Here is a 17,964-nt window from a genome sequence, read left to right on the forward strand (position 1 = left end):
GAGGTGACGACCATGGCCACGACCGCGACGCTCGCCAAGGCCGAGGACCGTGCGGCGGTGACCCATGCCGCCCGCATCGAGCATGTCTCCAAGTCCTTCGGCGGACCCGCCGGCGGGCAGCTCGTCCTCGACGACATCTCGCTCGATGTCGCCCCGGGCGAGTTCGTCACCCTTCTGGGCGCCTCGGGCTGCGGCAAGTCCACACTGCTCAACCTGGTCGCCGGGCTCGACCGGCCGTCCGCGGGGTCCATCGAGACCCCCGGCGGCCGGCCGGCCCTGATGTTCCAGGAGCACGCCCTCTTCCCGTGGCTCACCGCGGGCAAGAACATCGAACTGGCCCTGCGGCTGCGCGGGGTGCCCAAGAACGACCGGCGGACCGAGGCGGAGCGGCTGCTCGAACTGGTCCGGCTCGGCGGCGCGTACGGGAAGCGGGTGCACGAGCTGTCCGGCGGCATGCGCCAGCGGGTCGCGCTGGCCCGCGCGCTCGCCCAGGACAGCGATCTGCTCCTGATGGACGAGCCGTTCGCCGCGCTCGACGCCATCACCCGGGACGTACTGCACGACGAACTGACCCGGATCTGGCGGGAGACGAAGCTGTCGGTGCTCTTCGTCACCCACAACGTGCGCGAGGCCGTGCGGCTGGCCGAGCGCGTCATCCTGCTGTCGTCCCGGCCGGGCCGGATCGCCCACGAGTGGACCATCGACATCCCTCAGCCGCGCCGTATCGAGGACTCCGACGTCGCGGAGCTGTCCCTCGAGATCACCGAGCACCTGCGTGGGGAGATCCGCCGTCATGGCCAGCACTGACACCACCGCGAATCCGCGGAAGACCGACGACCTCGCCGGGCTCGAAGCCGGCCTGGACGCCCTGGACAGTGTGCAGATCCGCCGGACCCCGGTCCGCGAGGTGCTGGTCAAGAAGGTCCTGCCGCCGCTCGTCGCCGTCGCGCTCGTCCTGGTCGTCTGGCAGCTGCTCGTCACGGCGAAGGTCACCGACGAGTACAAGCTGCCCGCCCCGTCCGCGGTGTGGGACAGCCTGACCACGATGTGGCTGCAGGGCACACTCCTCGACGTCCTGTGGACCAGCGTGTCCCGCGCGCTGCTCGGCTTCCTCATGGCGCTCGCGATCGGCACCCCGCTGGGACTCCTGGTCTCCCGGGTGGCCTTCGTCCGGGCCGCGCTCGGCCCGATCCTCTCGGGTCTCCAGTCACTGCCTTCGGTGGCCTGGGTGGCACCGGCCGTGCTGTGGCTCGGCCTCAACGACAGCATGATGTTCGCGGTCATCCTGCTCGGCGCGGTGCCCTCGATCGCCAACGGCCTCGTCTCCGGTGTCGACCAGGTCCCGCCGCTCTTCCTGCGGGCCGGCCAGACGCTCGGCGCGACCGGCTTCAAGGGCGCCTGGTACATCGTCATGCCGGCCGCGCTGCCGGGCTATCTGGCCGGGCTCAAGCAGGGCTGGGCGTTCTCGTGGCGCTCGCTCATGGCCGCCGAGATCATCGCCTCCTCCCCCGACCTGGGCCTCGGCCTGGGCCAGCTCCTGGAGAACGGCCGCAACAACATCGACATGGCGGGCATCTTCCTGGCGATCATCCTGATCCTGGTCGTCGGCATCGCGATCGACCTGCTGATCTTCAGCCCGCTGGAGCGCTGGGTGCTCCGCAGCCGCGGCCTGCTGGTGAAGTGAGCCGATCCACCATGAACCGACCCGTCCTTCTCGTCGTCGCCCACGGCAGCCGCGACCCGCGGCACGCGGCGACCGTCCAGGCGCTGGTGCGCCGGGCCGGCGCGCTGCGGCCGGGGCTGCGCGTGGAGACGGCGTTCCTGGACTTCAACCTGCCGTCGGTGCCGGGGGTGCTCGACCGGCTCGCCGCCGACGGGGTGCGGGACGTGGTGGCCCTGCCGCTGCTGCTGACCCGGGCCTTCCACGCGAAGGCCGACATCCCCGCCGTACTGCGCCAGGCGCCGCCGTCCCTGCGCGTCCGCCAGGCGGAGGTCCTCGGCCCCTCGCCGCTGCTCGTCGAAGCGGTGCAACGGCGGCTGTACGAGGCCGGGCTCACGCCCGGCGACAAGAGCGCGACCGGGGTCGTCCTGGCCTCGGCGGGCTCCACGGACCCGGAGGCGATCGCGGTGATCGCAGAAACGGCGCGGGAGCTGCGGCGCACCGGTTGGTGCTCCGTGCGGCCCGCGTTCGCCTCCGCTGTGTGTGCCGGAGGCGTCCCCCGTACGGAGGACGCCGTACGGGCCCTGCGGGCCGACCCGGGCGTCCGCCGGGTGGCCGTCGCCCCGTACGTGATCGCCCCCGGCCGTCTCCCGGACCGCATCGCGGCGGGCGCGGCGGAGGCGGACGTCCTCGCCGATGTCCTCGGCCCCGCCCCGGAATTGGCCCGGCTGCTCCTGGAGCGCTACGACGCCGCCCACGCGGCCCGCGCCGCCGTGGCCCACTCGGCCTAGGACCCCGTCCGACAATTCGGCCGGGCGGCGGATGCGATGAACTTCATGGCCGCGCCGTGCATCCATCGACCCCTCTCGGACGTCTTCTGTGCGCCGGGCCATTGCGGGCCCGGAAGACATCGGTACCTACCAAGGGCAGAAGACTTTGATCACTTCGACACTCGGCGTACGCAGAGCCGTGACCGTCACGATCACGGCCTCGGCCGTCCTGGCCGGCGGCCTCTTCACGGGCCAGGCGTACGCCGCGCCGCCGCCCGCCCCGTCGATCACCGCCCCGGGCGGTTTCGTCATGAACAACGGGACGGGCGCGACGCTGTTCGGGAAGGCCGCGGACACCCGCCGGTCGACCGGTTCCACCACGAAGATCATGACCGCGAAGGTGGTCCTGGCCCAGCGGAACCTGAACCTGGACGCCAAGGTCACCATCCAGAAGGCCTACAGCGACTACATCGTCTCCAAGAACGCCTCGTCCGCCCGGCTCATCGTCGGGGACAAGGTGACGGTCCGGCAGCTCCTCTACGGCCTGATGCTGCCGTCGGGTTGCGACGCGGCCTACGCACTGGCCGACAAGTTCGGCACCGGCACCACGCGGGCCGCCCGGGTCAAGTCGTTCATCGGGAAGATGAACGCCGAGGCCAGGAACCTGGGCCTGCGCAACACCCACTTCGACTCGTTCGACGGAATAAGCAATGGGAGCAACTACTCCACGCCGCGCGATCTGACGAAGCTCGCGAGCAGTGCGATGAAGAACTCCACGTTCCGCACCGTGGTCAAGACCAAGTCCACGAAGCAGAAGGTGACCACGAGGACCGGTGGCTACCGGTACATGTCGTGGAGCAACACGAACAAGCTCCTGAGCACGTACAGCGGCGCGATCGGTGTGAAGACCGGTTCGGGCCCGCAGGCCAAGTACTGCCTCGTCTTCGCGGCCACCCGCAACGGCAAGACGGTCATCGGGACGGTGCTCGGCTCGTCGAGCGAGACGAACCGGGCGGCCGACGTCAAGAAGCTGCTGGACTACGGCTTCCGCAGGTAGCAGGTAGCAGGTAGCAGTTCATCGGCTCTCTCGGCGGACCCCGCCGTCGACCGGACAGGCCCTAGGCGAAGTCGAGGCCGCCGGTGCGGGTCCGCTTGAGTTCGAAGAGATCGGGGTGGGCGGCCAGGACCCGGAAGCTGTCGAAGAGTTCGGCCGCCCGCTCGCCGCGCGGGATCGCCCGCAGGACCGGGCCGAACCACACGGTGCCGTCGACGTGGATCGTGGGGGTGCCGACGTACGCCTCGGCGGCGGGGTCCTGGCCGGCGTCGTGGCTGCGGCGAACGGCCTCGTCGTACGCCGGGTCGTCGGCGGCCAGGGCGAGTTCGGCCGGCAGGCCGAGCTCGGCGAGCGCCTCGGCGACGACCGCGTCGAAGTCCTGCCGCTTCTGCTCGTGGATGCGGGTTCCGTACGCGGTGTAGAGCGGGCGCAGGATCTCCTCGCCGTGCCGCTCGGCGGCGGCCGCCGCGACTCTGACGGGTCCGATGGAGGCGTCGACGAGTTCGCGGTACCAGTCGGGCAGGGTGTTGCCCTCGTTGTGCAGGTACAGGCTCATGACCTTGAAGCGGAGGTCGATGTCCCGCTCGCGCTCGACCTCCAGGATCCATCGGGAGGTGATCCAGGCGAAGGGGCATACCGGGTCGAAGTAGAAGTCGACGGTGGGACGGGTAGGGGCCGGGGACTGGGGCTGGTTCTGCGGCTGGATCTCGATGGTTGTCATGGGACGAATCTAGCCAGCCATTGGCCTGCCTCCCTGGTCCAATCAGACGCCATTCCCCTGGGCCATTCGCTCCCTCAGTCCCCCCGTGTCATCTCCACCAGCTTGACCACCGTGTTCCAGTTCCGGGCCGTGACCACCAGCCCCTTGACGGTCGACGGCCGGGTCAGGACGTCGCCCAGCCTGGACTGGCCGAGACCCTCGGGGACGTACAGATAGAGGACCCGGTCGCCGAGGGCGAAGGCCTCGGGCGCGTACGCCTCCTGGTCGATCGCGGCGAAGCGCTCGGGGTCGGTGGGGCCGGAGAGGTAGAAGGCGTGGAGCTGCTTGCCTTCGAGTTCCGCCGCCGGGAACGGGCAGGCCTCGGCCACCGCGGCCAGGTAGTCGGCGTCACGGACGAGGCAGTCGACGCGGAAGCCGAAGCGGCTCTCGATCGCGTCCTCGATCTCGGCGGTGAGCGCGTCCTGGGTCGCGGCCGAGTCGGTGGTGAAGACGGCGTTGCCGCTCTGCAGGTAGGTGCGGACGTCCCGGTGCCCGAGCCCTTCGAGGACGGAACGGAGCTCCGGCATGGGCACCTTGCGGTGGCCGCTCACGTTGATGCCGCGGAGCAGGAGCGCGTATGTCTGCGTCATGGGTTCAGCGTAGGCGGGCCACCGCGCCTCGTGGGGGGCGGCGCGGTGGCTGGTTCGAACACTGTCCGATCAGGGGGAGCCGCGAGAAGACCCTTCACCCATCTGTGACTTATTCAACAAACTTTCGTAATGCCGGACCCTCCGTGAAGGCCTCATTTGCGCTGATAGCGGGCGAGCACCCGGTTGCCGTCCGTCACCAGCCGGCTGCGCAGCTCGGCGGCGTCGATGGCGCCGCTGTAGTACTCCTGGAAGGCGGGCGTCGCGACCTTGTCCTTCCACTCCGGGTATCCGCGCACCGACTGCGCCGGCGCGGGCCGCAGCCGTTCGGCCACCGCCGCCCCCGTCGCCCAGCCGTCCCGGGCCGTGTGGAGCGAGGGGTCGGCGAGCGCGGTCGTGCCGGTGGGCAGCATCCAGTCGCCGCGCGCGAGCCGCACCATGTTCTCCGGGCGCAGGAAGAAGTCGAGGAACGCGGCCGCCTCCTTCTTGTACGGGCTGTCCTCGGCGATCGACAGGGTCTGCGGGGACACGCCCTGGGTGAGCCCGCCGTCTCCGGCGGGGGCGGGCAGGACCATCCATTCGAAGCCCTTGGGGGCCTGTTGGGCGATCTGCTGCCGATAGGCGAAGCCCAGCGGGACCATGGCGTACTTGCCGGCGAAGAAGCCGGGGAGGGTGTCGGAGCCGCCGCTGCCGAGGGTGGTGCGCGGGGCGGTGCGGTCGGTGACGACCTGGTCGTGGATCGTGCCGGGGACGACGGCGTCGGCCTCGGTGAAGCGGACGGTCACCCGGCCGTCGGCCTCCCGGTGGAAGAGCTGCCCGCCGGCGGAGAGTCCCAGGTTGAGGCTGACGGAGACGGGTTCCTTGAGCGGCCAGGCGACGGCGTACCGGCCTGGGCCCATGGTGCGGGTGAGGTCCTGGGTGATCTGCCGGAACTCGGTCCAGGTCCAGGGTTTCTCCGGGGTGGGGAGGCGGACGCCGGAGGATTCGAGGATCTTCCGGTTGGCGATGAACACGCGCGGTTCCTGGAGGAACGGCACGCCGTAGATCCCCTCGCCGAAGGTGGTGGTCTCCCAGCTGCGGGCGGGGATGTCGGCGCGGAGCCGTTCGGGGAGCAGGGGACGGAGGTCGGCGAGGTCGCCGCCGTAGGCGAAGTCGGCGAGGTCGTCGGAGGCGTCGTGGATGATGTCGGGCGCCTCACCGCCCTCGAAGGAGGTGAGGAGCTGGTCGTGGACGGAGTCCCAGCTGCCCTGGACGTAGTCGATCTGGACGTCGGGATGGGTGGCGTTCCACTCCTTCACCAGCTGCCGGTTGGCGTCGACGGACTCCTTCTGCCAGGCGAGTGACTGGAATCGGAGCCGTACGACCCCGTCCTCGGGGGCCTCGTTCCCCGCCGTGCAGCCGGTGAGGAGCAGGGCGAGTGCGGCGGTGAGGGTGAGGATCCGTCGTCTCATGACTTCACCGCCCCGGCCAGCATCCCGCCGGTGATCCGTCGCTGGAGGAAGCCGAAGACGACGAGGGAGGGCAGGGTGGCGAGGAAGGCCGCGGCGGCCAGCGGGCCGAGGTCGGCGACGCCCTCGGCGCCGAGGAAGTGGGTGAGGACGACCGGCAGGGTCTGCTTCTCCGGGGTCTTGAGCAGGACGAGTGCGAAGAAGAACTCGTTCCACGCGGTGACGAAGGCGAAGAGGGCGGTGGCGATGATGCCGGGGAGGAGCAGCGGGGCGGTGACCGAGACGAGGGTGCGGAGCCGGCCCGCGCCGTCGACGGCGGCGGCCTCCTCCAGTTCGGCGGGGACGGCCCGGACGTACCCCGTCAGCATCCAGAGGGCGAAGGGCAGCGACCAGACCACGTAGACCAGGACGAGGCCGAGGACACTGTTGATGAGGTGCAGGTTCTTGAGGATCAGGAAGAGCGGGATGATCACGAGGACGAACGGGAACGCCTGGCTGATCACCACCCAGCCGGTGGCGGCAGAGGCGAGTCTGCCCCGGTGGCGGGCCGTCACATAGGCGAGCGGGGTCGCGACGGCCACCGCGATCACTGCGGCGGCGACCGCGGCGACCAGGCTGTTGGCGGCGGCCCTGAGCAGCGGCTGTTCGTCGAAGGCCTGCCGGAAGTTGGCGAGCGTGGGGTCCTTCGGGATCCAGGTGGGGTGGAGCGAGGCGAGCTCGGGGGCGGGCTTGAAGGCGGTGGAGATCAGCCAGAGGAAGGGGAAGGCGAGGAAGACCAGATACGCGAGGAGGGCCACGTACTGGCCGAATCGCGCGGGTCTGCTCGTCCGGAGGGCGCTCACCGGTCCTGGTCCCCTTTCAGCCGTCGTACGAGGGAGAGGGCGATGAGCACCGAGACGGCGGCGATCATCACGCAGCCCATCGCGGCGGCGTAGCCGAACTGGCCGTATCGGAAGGCCTCTTCGTAGGCGAAGAGCATGGGAAGCCGGGTCCGGCCGCCCGGTCCGCCGTTGGTCAGCACATAGACCAGGGCGAAGGAGTTGAAGTTCCAGATGAGGTTGAGGGCGGTGATGGCGAGGGCGACCGGTCTGAGCGCGGGCCAGGTGACGGTGCGGAAACGGCGCCAGGCTCCGGCGCCGTCGAGGGCGGCGGCCTCGTGGAGTTCGTGCGGGGTGTTCTGGAGTCCGGCGAGCAGGGCGACGGTGGTCTGCGGCATGCCGGCCCAGACGCCGACGAGGATGACGGCGGGGAGGGCGGTGGCGAGGCCGGAGAGCCAGTCGCGGCCCTCACCGAGGCCCAGGTTCCGGATCGTCTCGTTGAGGATGCCCGCGTCGGGGTTGTAGACGAGCCGCCACATGATGCCGACGACGACCTCGGGCATGGCCCAGGGGACGATGGCGAGGGCCCTCGCCAGCCATCGGAAGCGGAGCTTCTGGTTGAGCAGGAGGGCGAGGCCGAGGGCGAGCAGGAACTGGGGGACGGTGACCCCGACGGCCCAGACCACGCCGATGCGGAAGGAGTCCCAGAACAGGGTGTCGTGCAGCAGGTCCTGGAAGTTGAGCGTGCCCACCCAGCCGGTGGCCCGGGTGCGGCCGGACTGGGCGTCCGTGAAGGCGAGCGCGATGCCGTAGAGCAGCGGGCCGACGCTGAGGACCAGGATCGGCAGCAGCGCGGGGAGCACCAGGAACCAGGCGCCGAAGTCGGGGCCGCGCGGGCGTGTCCCGTGGGCGGCGCGCGGTGTGCGCGTCCGGCCCGGCCGCTTCGTCGCGGTCGCCGAGCTCATGATCCGACCCCCGTCCGCCGGTACCGCGCCGCTGGGAACCCCGTCATGGTCCTGACAGGTCGTGGGGCCGTCAAGGCGACCTGCGCGTGCCACCTGGCCGGATGCGAGACTTTGGCTCAAACGCACAGGTAGGGAGAAGTCGATGGACGAGGCGCGGGCGCGGGAGATCCTGGCCGCGGCGGGGGTGCCGGTCGCGGAGGCGCGGCTGCTGGCCCTCGGGGAGAACGCGGTCTTCGCCGTGGGCGATCTCGCCGTGAAGGTGGGCCGGGACGCGGAGCTGTTCGAGCGGGCCGAGCGGGAGCTGGCGCTGGCCGCCTGGCTGGCCGACGCGGAGGTCCCGGCGGTACGGGCCGCCGAGGAGAAGCCGCGGCTCGTCGAGGGGCACCCGCTCACCTTCTGGCACCGGCTGCCCGAGGCGGTGCGGCCCGCGGAGCCCCGTGATCTGGCACCGCTGCTCCGGCGGATCCACGCCCTGCCGGAGCCGGCGGCCTTCACGCTGCCGCGCCGTGAGCTGCTCGGCGGGGTCGAGCGGTGGCTGCGGCTCGCGGGGGACGCGATCGACCCGGCGGACGCGGCCTTCCTGCGGGAGCGGCGCGATGCCTTCGCCCCGGCGGCGGCCGCGCTGACGCCGCACCTGACGCCGGGCCCGATCCACGGCGACGCCCTCCCCCGGAACGTCCATGTCGGCCCCGACGGCCCGGTCCTGGTGGACCTGGAGACCTTCTCCTCCGATCTGCGCGAGCACGACCTCGTGGTGCTCGCCCTCTCCCGGGACCGGTACGGCCTGGACCCGGCCGCGTACGAGGCCTTCACCGGGGCGTACGGCTGGGACGTGCGGGAGTGGGAGGGGTGTGCGGTGCTGCGCGGTGCGCGGGAGACCGCGAGCTGCGCGTGGGTGGCGCAGCACGCGCCGACGAACCCGAAGGCTCTGGCCGAATTCGAGCGGCGGGTGGCCTCGCTGCGGGACGGCGACCCCGAGGTGCGCTGGTATCCGTTCTGACATCATGGTCCCGTCGAACCGGCCGGTGGCGAACGGGGTGTTGGGATGCGCGTGGAACTGTCCGAGGTGACGCTCGACGTCGAGGTGAGCGGCGAGGGCCCGGCGGTGCTGCTCGTGCACGGCTTCCCCGACAGCCACCGTCTGTGGCGTCATCAGATCCCGGCGCTGAACGCGGCCGGGTTCAGGACGGTCGCCCCGACGCTGCGGGGGTTCGGCGCCTCGGACCGTCCCGAGGGCGGTCCGGAGGAGTACCACCCGGCCAAGCACGTCGGCGATCTGCTTGAGCTGCTCGCCCGGCTGGAGATCGACCGGTTCCACGTGGTCGGCCACGACTGGGGCTCGGGACTCGCGCAGGGCATCGCGCAGGTCGTACCGGACCGGGTGGTGAGCGCGACCCTCATGTCGGTGGGCAACCTCGCGGCGATCCTCGCCGCCGGCTGGGAGCAGCGGCAGCGCCTGTGGCACCTGTCGATGTTCCAGCACGAGGAACTCGCCGAGGAGTGGCTCTCTCGCGAGGACTTCGCGCGTCTGCGCGAGATGCTCGCCGAGCACGCGGAGGCGGAGGCCGTACTGGAGCCCTTGCGCGCTCCGGGCGGGCTGACCGCCGCCCTCCAGATCTACCGGTCGGGGCTGTCCATCGAGACTCAGCTGGCCGAGCCCCCGGTGCTTCCCCCGCTGTCCGTCCCGGCCATGGGCGTCTGGTCCACCGGAGACCGGTTCCTCGACGAGCGGCAGATGGTGGACACCGGTGCACACGTCACCGGTCCCTGGCGCTACGAGCGCGTGGAGGACGCGGGCCACTGGTTCCCGCTGGACCAGCCGGACAGGGTGAACGAGCTGCTGCTCTCCTTCCTCAAGGAGAACGGCTAACCCGCCACCGCCACGGCCGGGCGCAGCGGCCAGCTGGATTCGACGACCGCTTCCGCGTCGCCCTTGCGGCGCAGGAAGGCCTGGAAGTTCTCGGCCCAGGCGCGGTACCAGCCGATCTGGCGCTCATGGAGCTCGGCCGGGTCCAGTTCGGCGACCTGGCGGTGCCGCTCGGCTATCGCGACGGCGACCCGGACGGCGGCGAGCGCGTCGGCCGCGGCCTGGTGGGCGGCTTCGAGCACCACCCCGTACTCCCCGCAGACCGCTTCCAGGTTCCGCTTGCCGCGCCGGTAGCGGTCGACGGCCCGGTCGATGGTGTACGGGTCGACGACGGGTCCGATGGGGACGCCGCCGAGCCGCTCGCTGAGCGAGGGCAGTCCGTGCCGGCGCAGCTCGGCGGAGAGCAGCGTCAGGTCGAACGAGGCGTTGTACGCGACGACCGGGACGCCGTCCTCCCAGTACGCGGCGAGGGCCTGTGCGATCTCGTCGGCGACCTCGCGCACCGGCCGGCCCTCGGCGGCCGCCCGTTCGGTGCTGATGCCGTGGATCGCGGAGGCCTGTTCCGGGATGCGGATGCCCGGGTCGGCCAGCCAGTCCCGTCGGCGTACGACCTGTCCCCCGCCGTCGACCTCGATGATCGAGGCCGTCACGATCCGGGCCTCCAGCGGTTCGGTGCCGGTCGTCTCCAGGTCGAAGCCGACCAGCGTCTCGCCGTGCCAAGCCATCGGGTCCTCCTTACGTGATCTCCCCCGTGGTGTTGACCACCCTCGCACGCGCCACTGACAACGCCCCCGGCCTCCCCCCGTCGAAGGGTCAGGAGACGGGCCGGGAGTCGAGCCAGACGGACTCGAACTCCTCCCGGTATGTCTCGAAAAGTCCGTGATCGCCGTCACGGATGCCCTGGCCGTGGCGCACCACGTTCCGCCCGCCGCCGCGCAGGACGAGGACCGGCGCCTCCATGCCCCGGGCGCGGCGCAGATAGGACTGCACGACGCCGACCCCGTCGGGCCCGTCGCCGTCCACCAGATAGGCGGTGAAGCGGGGCGTCTCGTCGAAGACGTGGATCTGGAAGGCGCCCGGGTCGCGGAGCTTGGAGCGGACCCGGCGCATGTGCAGGATGTTCATCTCCACCGAGCGGCTCAGCTCGCCCTTCTTCAGGCCGAGTTCGCGCTCGCGGCGCTTGACGGCGCTGCTCGCCGGGTTGAGGAAGAGGAGCCGGGTGCGGCAGCCGGACTCGGCGAGCCGGACCATGCGGCGCCCGGAGAAGTTCTGCACGAGCAGATTGAGACCTATGCCGGTGGCGTCGAGGCGGCGGGCCCCGCCGAAGAGGTCCTCGGCCGGCAGCTGCCGCTGGAGCCTGACCCGGTCGGGGTGGACGGAGACCACGTCCGCGTACCGGTCCCCGACGAGGTCCTCGACCGCGTCGACGGGGAGCCGGTCGGCGGAGGGCACCCCGGCGCCGCTGCCGAGGATCTCCAGGATGCGGGCCGAGGCCCGTTCGGCCTGGGCGAGGACGGTCAGCGAGAGGGCCCGGTTGCGGGAGACCACGTTGCGCGTGACCTCCAGCTCGTCGAGGGCCAGCTCGACCTCGCGGCGGTCGTCGAAGTAGGGCTCGAAGCAGGGCCAGTGCTGCACCATCAGCTCGCGCAGCTGCGGCAGGGTCAGGAAGCTGAGGACGTTGTCGTCGGCCGGGTCGAGCAGATAGCCCTTGCGGCGCGACACCTCGCGCACGGCGACCGCCCGCTGCACCCACTCCTGGCCCGCCGGGCCCGCCGCGGCCACCACCCACTCCTCGCCGTGCACGGGTTCGTACACGGGCCGCAGGACGGCGGCGACGACGGCGCGCAGCCGCTGCTCGACGAGGTTCAGCCAGATGTAGGCCCGTCCGGCGCGCTGGGCGCGGGTACGGACCTCGCTCCAGGCCTCGGCGTCCCAGTCGAGCTCGGCGCCTATCTCCACCGGCCGGGCCACGGTGACCGTGCCCGGGGGCACGGCTCCCGGCGGCGCGACCGCTCCCGGCGGGGCCTCGGCGGGGCCGGCGGGACCCTGCTGCTCCTGACCCGGATCCCCTGGGGGCAGCTCCAGACCTCCCGAGCTCACCCGCGCACCGCCTTCTGCTCCTGGACGCCCGTGTCGACCGGTCCGACAACGATCAAGGAAGGGTACTCCGCGAGCGGGAGGCGGTGCAGCAGGATCGTCAGGCTCCTTCCTCAACTCCCCAGATCGGGCTGCCCGTTCTGGGAGGCGAGATCGGACGGAGTGAGCGGATTCATAGCGGTTACGTCCCTGGGGGCGAGCTGGAAGCCCTGCCAGTGGACCGGCATGGGCTGCTGGTCCTCGTCCCGGGCGACGTGGTGGAACCCGATGTTGACCCAGACGGACGGCTTGGTCAGGGTCTCGCCGTTGACCCATTTGTCCACGCTGTCACCGGCGTTGGGCGCGCAGTTGCCGATGTTGTTGCTGGCGAACCTCTCGCAGGCGCGCGCCTGCGTGAAGTACACGTCGTGCTTGGTGAAGCCGCGTCCCGCGTGGGTGTCGGTGTGGCCGGGGACGATCTCGTACGAGCGGGCGTGGCCGTCGGTGTTCTTGCCGGTGCCGCTGACCACCCGCCACCAGCGCATGTTCTTCGCGTCGCCGGCGAGCTCCTTGGTGACGACGGTGCGCTTGGTCTTCACGGTCGGTCCGCCGGCGCCCGGGGCGGGCGCGGTGACGGTGGAGTCGAACTGCTCGATCCGGTCCTTGGTGGAGCCGTCGAGACCGAAGTCGAGCTTCCAGAAGACGTTGTGGGCGTGGCTGGTGGCGTAGGAGCGGGAGCCCTTGCCGATGGGCCAGCCGCGGCCGTCGGTGGCGTTGTAGTCGACCGGCGAGAGGCTGCCGGTGGCACCGACGTTGGCGCCGATGGTGCCGTCGCTGGAGAACCGCCATTCGGAAATGTACTCGTACCAGCCGACCTTGTTCACGGTGTAGACGAGCAGGTCCTTGGCCTGCGCCTGGTACACCTTGGCGCCGGTGTCGCTGGCCATGCGGTAGGCGTGGCCACGCGCGCGCGTGGTGGTGCACAGTCCCTTGATCTGGCCGACCTCGGGCACCTTGACCGTGGTGAGGGTGCCGCCGGGGCACTCGGCCGGCTTGAGGTTCTGCAGGCCCCAGCCGAAGCCCGCGCCGGTGAGGTCGTCGTACTCGGCGCCCCCGTCGTCGTAGGGCACGTGGATCTGGGCGAGCCGGGCGCTGGTGAGGACCTTGATGGGGGCGGCCCCGCCGGGCGGCTGGTAGGTCACCTTGTCGAGCGTGAGCCCGGCGTCGGTGTCGTAGCGCCAGCACATGCGCCAGGTGGCGCCGCCGTCGAGCTTCTGCGTGATGCGGTAGGCGTTGGAGCAGTCGGCCTCGGGCGTGACGGGCGTCCGCGTCGGGGACGGCGGCGGCACCGCGGGGGTGCGCGTCGGGACCGGGCCCGGGGCCGCGGTGGCCCCGGTCGCGGGGGCGGTGGCGGCCGTCGCGGTGCCGAGCAGGACGGCCGCGGTCAGGACGGCGCCCCGGGTGCGGGTGCGCCGCGTCGGCCGGGTGAGGCTGTGCGGGGTGGGCATGGGAACGTACTCCCTCGTACGGAGATCGGCCCGCCGTCCCCGAGGGGCGGCGGGAGAGGACCGGCGGCGGTGGTCAGCCGACGCGGGTGACGGTCCTCGCGGAGAGGTCGACGATCAGGTTGCGGGTGTCGATCCAGGCGCCGTTGAGGACCTTGGTGACGAGCCGTACGCACCGGTGCTCGCCGCAACGGGTGAGCTGCGCGGGCACGTTCGCCTCGCGGTAGGGGCGGTAGACGTCGCCGTTGAACCACAACTGGGCGGTCGTGGTGAGCTTCTTGCCGGTGGCGTCCTCGTAGTCCTCCTTGACGCCCTTGCCGAGCGGGCTCGCGAGGATCAGCTCCAGGGCCTCGCGCAGCTCCTCGGGGTGGGCGGAGGGCTGGACCCCGCGCTGCGAACCGGACTTCTCGACCTTCCCCGTGGAGAGGTCGACGGTCCGGGTGATGAGCTCGTCCCGCCCGTAGTCGTAGAAGCGGACCTCGGCGCGGCGGGTGCGGTCCCCCGGCAGCGGATCGGCCAGGTCGGTGCCCAGGTGCTGGGGTCCCCGGCCGCCCTCGACGTTCTGCTGGGCGGCGGCGCCGGGCGGGGTCAGCGCCAGCGCCTCGGCCCGGGCGAGCTCGTCGTCGGTGAGCGGGTCGCTGCCCACGCCCTTCTCCCCCTCGGCCGGCACAGGGGCCACGGTCGCCGGCGCGGGCGCGGCGCCCTGCGCCTGTGCGTCGCCGCCCTGCGTCCCGTCCGTGCCCTGCTGTCCGGTCGTACCGGAGGCTCCGGTCGATCCCGCGGTTCCGGTCGATCCCGCGGTTCCGGCCGCCCCCACCCCGGCGGCGGCGCGGCCGCCCGGTGTGTCGTCCGCCCCCGCGGAACTCGGCAGGCTGATCGCGACCGCGACGGCGGTTCCCGTCACCGCCATGGCCGCTCCGGCCACCACCTTCCCCAGGTGGCGACGCGCTATTTCGTACACACTTCCCCCTCTTTCCCCCTCCAGGTCTGCGGTCACCCGGTAGGACGGGGCGAAGTCCTAGGAGGTTGCGCCTCTTTCGGGCAGGATTCGGCCGAAGAACACCTACAAAACCCGGACAGAAAAGGAAGAGTCGTATCCATGCAGGTCTGGCCGGGACAGGCGTACCCCTTGGGCGCCACCTATGACGGTGCGGGAACCAACTTCGCGGTCTTCTCGGAGGCCGCCCACAGGATCGAGCTGTGTCTGCTCCACGACGACGGCTCGGAGACGGCGGTGGAGCTGCGCGAGACCGACGCGTTCGTGCGGCACGCCTATCTGCCGGGCGTGATGCCCGGTCAGCGGTACGGGTTCCGGGTGCACGGCCCGTACGCCCCGGAGCGCGGGCTCCGCTGCAACGCGGCGAAGCTGCTGCTCGACCCCTACGCGCGCGCGGTGTCGGGGCAGGTCGAGTGGGGTGAGGCGGTGTACGGCTATCCCTTCGGGAAGCCGGACGCGCGCAACGACCTCGACTCGGGTCCGCACACGATGACCTCGGTCGTGGTCAACCCGTACTTCGACTGGGGCGACGACCGGCGGCCGCGCACCGAGTACCACCACACGGTGATCTACGAGGCCCATGTGAAGGGCCTGACGATGCTCCACCCGGACCTTCCGGAGGAGCTGCGCGGGACGTACGCGGGGCTCGCGCACCCCTCGGTGATCGGGCACCTCAAGGAACTGGGTGTCACGGCGCTCGAACTGATGCCCGTCCACCAGTTCGTGAACGACCACCGGCTGGTCGACGCGGGGCTCTCCAACTACTGGGGCTACAACACGATCGGCTTCTTCGCCCCGCACAACGCCTACGCGTCCTGGGGCGACCGGGGTCAGCAGGTCCTGGAGTTCAAGTCGGCGGTCCGGGCACTGCACCAGGCGGGCATCGAGGTCATCCTCGACGTCGTCTACAACCACACCGCCGAGGGCAACCACCTGGGCCCGACGCTCTCCTTCCGGGGCCTCGACAACCCCTCGTACTACCGGCTCTCGAACGACCCCCGGTACTACACGGACACCACCGGGACGGGGAACTCGCTGCTCATGCGGTCCCCGCACGTGCTCCAGCTCATCATGGACAGCCTGCGGTACTGGGTGACCGAGATGCACGTGGACGGATTCCGCTTCGACCTGGCGGCCACCCTGGCCCGCCAGTTCCACGAGGTGGACCGGCTGTCCTCGTTCTTCGACCTGGTGCAGCAGGACCCGGTGGTCAGCCAGGTGAAGCTGATCGCCGAGCCCTGGGACGTGGGCGAGGGCGGCTACCAGGTGGGGAACTTCCCGCCGCTGTGGACCGAGTGGAACGGCAAGTACCGGGACTGCGTGCGGGACCTGTGGCGGGGTGAGCCGCGCACCCTCGCCGAGTTCGCCTCCCGGCTGACCGGCTCCTCCGACCTCTACCAGGACGACGGGCGACGGCCGCTCGCCTCGGTCAACTTCGTGACCTGCCACGACGGCTTCACCCTGCGGGACCTCGTCTCGTACAACGACAAGCACAACGAGGCGAACGGGGAGGGCAACCGGGACGGCGAGAGCTACAACCGCTCCTGGAACTGCGGCGCGGAGGGCGACACCGAGGACGTCGGGATCGCCGAGCTGCGCGCCCGCCAGGCCCGTAACTTCCTCGCCACCCTGATGCTTTCGCAGGGGGTGCCGATGCTCAGCCACGGCGACGAGTTCGGGCGCACCCAGGGCGGCAACAACAACGCGTACTGCCAGGACAACGAGGTGTCCTGGGTGCGCTGGCCGAAGCCGGACAGCGAGGCGGAGACCACGCTGCTCCGCTTCACCCGGGCGATGGTGCGGCTGCGCCGGGACCATCCGGTCTTCCGGCGCCGCCGCTTCTTCCACGGGCGGCCGGTGGAGGGCACCCACGACGAGCTCACCGACATCGCCTGGTTCACGCCCGAGGGCGAGGAGATGACGTCCCGCGACTGGCAGGCGGCGCACGCCCAGGCGCTGACCGTCTTCCTCAACGGCAACGCCATCTCGGAGCCGGGCACCCAGGGCGAGCGGATCGCCGACGACTCCTTCCTGCTGATGTTCAACGCCTCGTCGAAGGAGCTGGAGTTCGCGGTCCCCGACAGTCACGGGGCCCGCTGGCGCACGGTGGTGGACACCTCCGATCCGGAGGGCATGCCACCGCAGGAGGGCCCGGAGCTCGTGGGCGGCGAGCGGGTGACCCTCGCGCCGCTCAGCCTGACCGTTCTGCGCCGGCCGGCCTGAGTTCCCGTACGGGACCGGGTACCGCCGCCCGTACCGTCCAGGACAGCAGAGCGCAGGCCACGGCCGCCCCCACCGCCACCGCGAAGGCGGCGGGGGCGCCGTGGCCCTCGGCGAGCCGGCCCGAGACGGCCAGGGCGAGGGCCTGACCGGCCACGACCCCGCTGGTGAGGAAGGCCATGGACTCGGCGAGCCGGGCGGCCGGCACGGTCCGCTCGGTGAGCCCGAAGACGGTGATCAGGTGCGGCGCGTAGGCGGCGCCGAGGACGACCACGACCGCGTACAGGGCGCCGAGGGAACCGACGAACAGCAGCGGTACGGAGAGGACGACGAGCGCCGCGGTCGCCGCGCGCCAGCGCGTCATGAGTCCGATCCGGGCGGGCACGGCCGCCATGGAGAGACCGACGGCGGCGCTCATGACCCCCATCGCCGCGTAGACGAGCCCGGCCTGGGCGGGCGCGCCGAGCTCCTCGGTGAGTGCGGTGATCCCGGCCTGCGAGGCGCCGAACATGGCGCCCTGGAGGACCATCGTGCCGCGCAGGACGTACGCGGAGCGGGGCAGCCGCGTCCGTTCGGAGGCGCCCGTACGGGTGGTCGCCGACGGCTCCGGAAGGGTGGCCCGCGCGGACGGGTGGAGGGCGAAGGCCGTACCGAAGACCACGAGCAGGAGGGCCGCGAGGAGGAGCGCGGCCGCCGGGTGGGCGAGGGCGGCGGCCAGGCCGACGAACGCCGGGCCGAGGACGAAGGACACCTCGTCGAGGGTGCCCTCGAAGGAGAGCACCGTACCGACGGTCCGGTCGTCGGCGCCGGAGCGGCGGGCGAGGGCCACCGAGCGGGTCCGGGCGAGCGGGCCGATCTGCGGGACGGTCGCCCCGGCGAGCCCGCCGAGGACCATCAGCCAGGCCGTGGGGGCGTGGGCGAGCGCGGCGAGGACCAGGGCGGTGACGGCGACGGCGTTGGCGAGGGAGGCCGCGAGGACGACCCCGCGCTGGCCGCTCCGGTCGGCGAGCCGTCCGATGACGGGCCCGGCGACGGTCTGCCCCGCCGCGAGCGCACCGCCCGCCAGGCCGGCCGTGGCGAGGGAGCCGCTCGTCTCGGCGACCAGCAGCAGGCTGCCGAGCTGGCACATGGCGGTGGGCAGCCGGCCGAGGAAGGAGACGACCGGCAGGGCCGGGCCGAGCAGGGAGAGGGTGTCGCGATACATCCGGAGCATCGGGCGAACGTAACGCGATGCACA

General features: G+C 71.7%; 17 protein-coding genes. 7 read left to right on the forward strand and 10 right to left on the reverse strand.

Annotation, left to right across the window (positions count from 1 at the left end):
* The first annotated feature begins 12 nt into the window (after positions 1–12).
* The 4 genes from N5875_RS08270 (at position 13) to N5875_RS08285 (ending at position 3,487) form a co-directional block, all read left to right on the forward strand.
* Complete coding sequence (locus N5875_RS08270; RefSeq protein WP_318206267.1) at positions 13–807, forward strand: ABC transporter ATP-binding protein; 795 nt, start codon at positions 13–15, stop codon at positions 805–807.
* On the forward strand, positions 794–1,684 hold the full coding sequence (locus tag N5875_RS08275; RefSeq protein ID WP_318206268.1) for an ABC transporter permease: 891 nt from the start codon (positions 794–796) through the stop codon (positions 1,682–1,684). The genes N5875_RS08270 and N5875_RS08275 overlap by 14 nt, the downstream gene beginning before the upstream one ends.
* An 11-nt stretch (positions 1,685–1,695) precedes the next feature.
* Positions 1,696–2,451: a sirohydrochlorin chelatase gene (locus N5875_RS08280; RefSeq protein WP_338492587.1), complete on the forward strand. Its 756-nt coding sequence runs from the start codon at positions 1,696–1,698 to the stop codon at positions 2,449–2,451.
* Between the two features lie 178 nt (positions 2,452–2,629).
* The gene (locus tag N5875_RS08285; protein WP_338492590.1) at positions 2,630–3,487 is read left to right on the forward strand and encodes a D-alanyl-D-alanine carboxypeptidase; all 858 of its coding nucleotides are present in this window, start codon (positions 2,630–2,632) and stop codon (positions 3,485–3,487) included.
* A 61-nt stretch (positions 3,488–3,548) separates the two neighbouring features.
* Here N5875_RS08285 and N5875_RS08290 read toward each other — a convergent pair whose 3' ends face one another.
* From N5875_RS08290 to N5875_RS08310, 5 genes are all read right to left on the reverse strand, one after another.
* The gene (locus N5875_RS08290) at positions 3,549–4,205 is read right to left on the reverse strand and encodes a DsbA family protein (RefSeq protein WP_318206271.1); all 657 of its coding nucleotides are present in this window, start codon (positions 4,203–4,205) and stop codon (positions 3,549–3,551) included.
* Between the two features lie 74 nt (positions 4,206–4,279).
* Positions 4,280–4,834, reverse strand: a complete 555-nt coding sequence (locus N5875_RS08295) for a DUF1697 domain-containing protein (protein WP_338492592.1) — start codon at positions 4,832–4,834, stop codon at positions 4,280–4,282.
* 152 nt (positions 4,835–4,986) lie between these two features.
* A complete protein-coding gene (locus tag N5875_RS08300) occupies positions 4,987–6,282 on the reverse strand; it encodes an extracellular solute-binding protein (protein WP_338492595.1) in 1,296 nt (431 codons plus the stop codon).
* Entirely contained in the window at positions 6,279–7,121 is an 843-nt protein-coding gene (locus tag N5875_RS08305) for a carbohydrate ABC transporter permease (protein WP_338492597.1), read from the reverse strand. Before N5875_RS08305 ends, N5875_RS08300 begins: the two co-directional genes overlap by 4 nt.
* Positions 7,118–8,062 carry a sugar ABC transporter permease gene (locus N5875_RS08310; RefSeq protein WP_318206275.1) on the reverse strand — a complete coding sequence of 315 codons (945 nt, stop codon included), beginning with the start codon at positions 8,060–8,062 and terminating at the stop codon, positions 7,118–7,120. The genes N5875_RS08305 and N5875_RS08310 overlap by 4 nt, the downstream gene beginning before the upstream one ends.
* 142 nt (positions 8,063–8,204) lie before the next feature.
* Between N5875_RS08310 and N5875_RS08315 the strand changes: the two genes are divergently transcribed.
* Both N5875_RS08315 and N5875_RS08320 read left to right on the forward strand, forming a co-directional pair.
* The gene (locus N5875_RS08315) at positions 8,205–9,062 is read left to right on the forward strand and encodes an aminoglycoside phosphotransferase family protein (protein ID WP_318206276.1); all 858 of its coding nucleotides are present in this window, start codon (positions 8,205–8,207) and stop codon (positions 9,060–9,062) included.
* Positions 9,063–9,107: 45 nt separating this feature from the next.
* A complete protein-coding gene (locus N5875_RS08320) occupies positions 9,108–9,932 on the forward strand; it encodes an alpha/beta hydrolase (RefSeq protein ID WP_318206277.1) in 825 nt (274 codons plus the stop codon).
* Here N5875_RS08320 and N5875_RS08325 read toward each other — a convergent pair.
* The 4 genes from N5875_RS08325 to N5875_RS08340 all read right to left on the reverse strand — a co-directional run bounded on the left by N5875_RS08325 (position 9,929) and on the right by N5875_RS08340 (position 14,471).
* A complete protein-coding gene (locus tag N5875_RS08325) occupies positions 9,929–10,654 on the reverse strand; it encodes a 3'-5' exonuclease (RefSeq protein ID WP_318206278.1) in 726 nt (241 codons plus the stop codon). The genes N5875_RS08320 and N5875_RS08325 overlap by 4 nt on opposite strands.
* A gap of 88 nt (positions 10,655–10,742) precedes the next feature.
* Positions 10,743–12,029: an SAV2148 family HEPN domain-containing protein gene (locus tag N5875_RS08330; RefSeq protein ID WP_318206279.1), complete on the reverse strand. Its 1,287-nt coding sequence runs from the start codon at positions 12,027–12,029 to the stop codon at positions 10,743–10,745.
* Between the two features lie 110 nt (positions 12,030–12,139).
* Entirely contained in the window at positions 12,140–13,513 is a 1,374-nt protein-coding gene (locus N5875_RS08335; RefSeq protein ID WP_338492602.1) for a copper amine oxidase, read from the reverse strand.
* 73 nt (positions 13,514–13,586) lie between these two features.
* Positions 13,587–14,471: a Tat pathway signal sequence domain protein gene (locus N5875_RS08340; protein ID WP_338492604.1), complete on the reverse strand. Its 885-nt coding sequence runs from the start codon at positions 14,469–14,471 to the stop codon at positions 13,587–13,589.
* A 138-nt stretch (positions 14,472–14,609) separates the two neighbouring features.
* Here N5875_RS08340 and glgX point away from each other — a divergent pair, with 138 nt between their 5' ends.
* On the forward strand, positions 14,610–16,730 hold the full coding sequence (glgX, locus tag N5875_RS08345; protein WP_318206282.1) for a glycogen debranching protein GlgX: 2,121 nt from the start codon (positions 14,610–14,612) through the stop codon (positions 16,728–16,730).
* On the opposite strand, the gene N5875_RS08350 is transcribed toward glgX, so the two are convergent.
* Entirely contained in the window at positions 16,699–17,931 is a 1,233-nt protein-coding gene (locus N5875_RS08350) for an MFS transporter (RefSeq protein ID WP_338499118.1), read from the reverse strand. The genes glgX and N5875_RS08350 overlap by 32 nt on opposite strands.
* Positions 17,932–17,964 lie beyond the last annotated feature (33 nt).

The sequence above is a fragment of the Streptomyces sp. SJL17-4 genome (genome assembly GCF_036826855.1).
Lineage (GTDB): Bacteria > Actinomycetota > Actinomycetes > Streptomycetales > Streptomycetaceae > Streptomyces.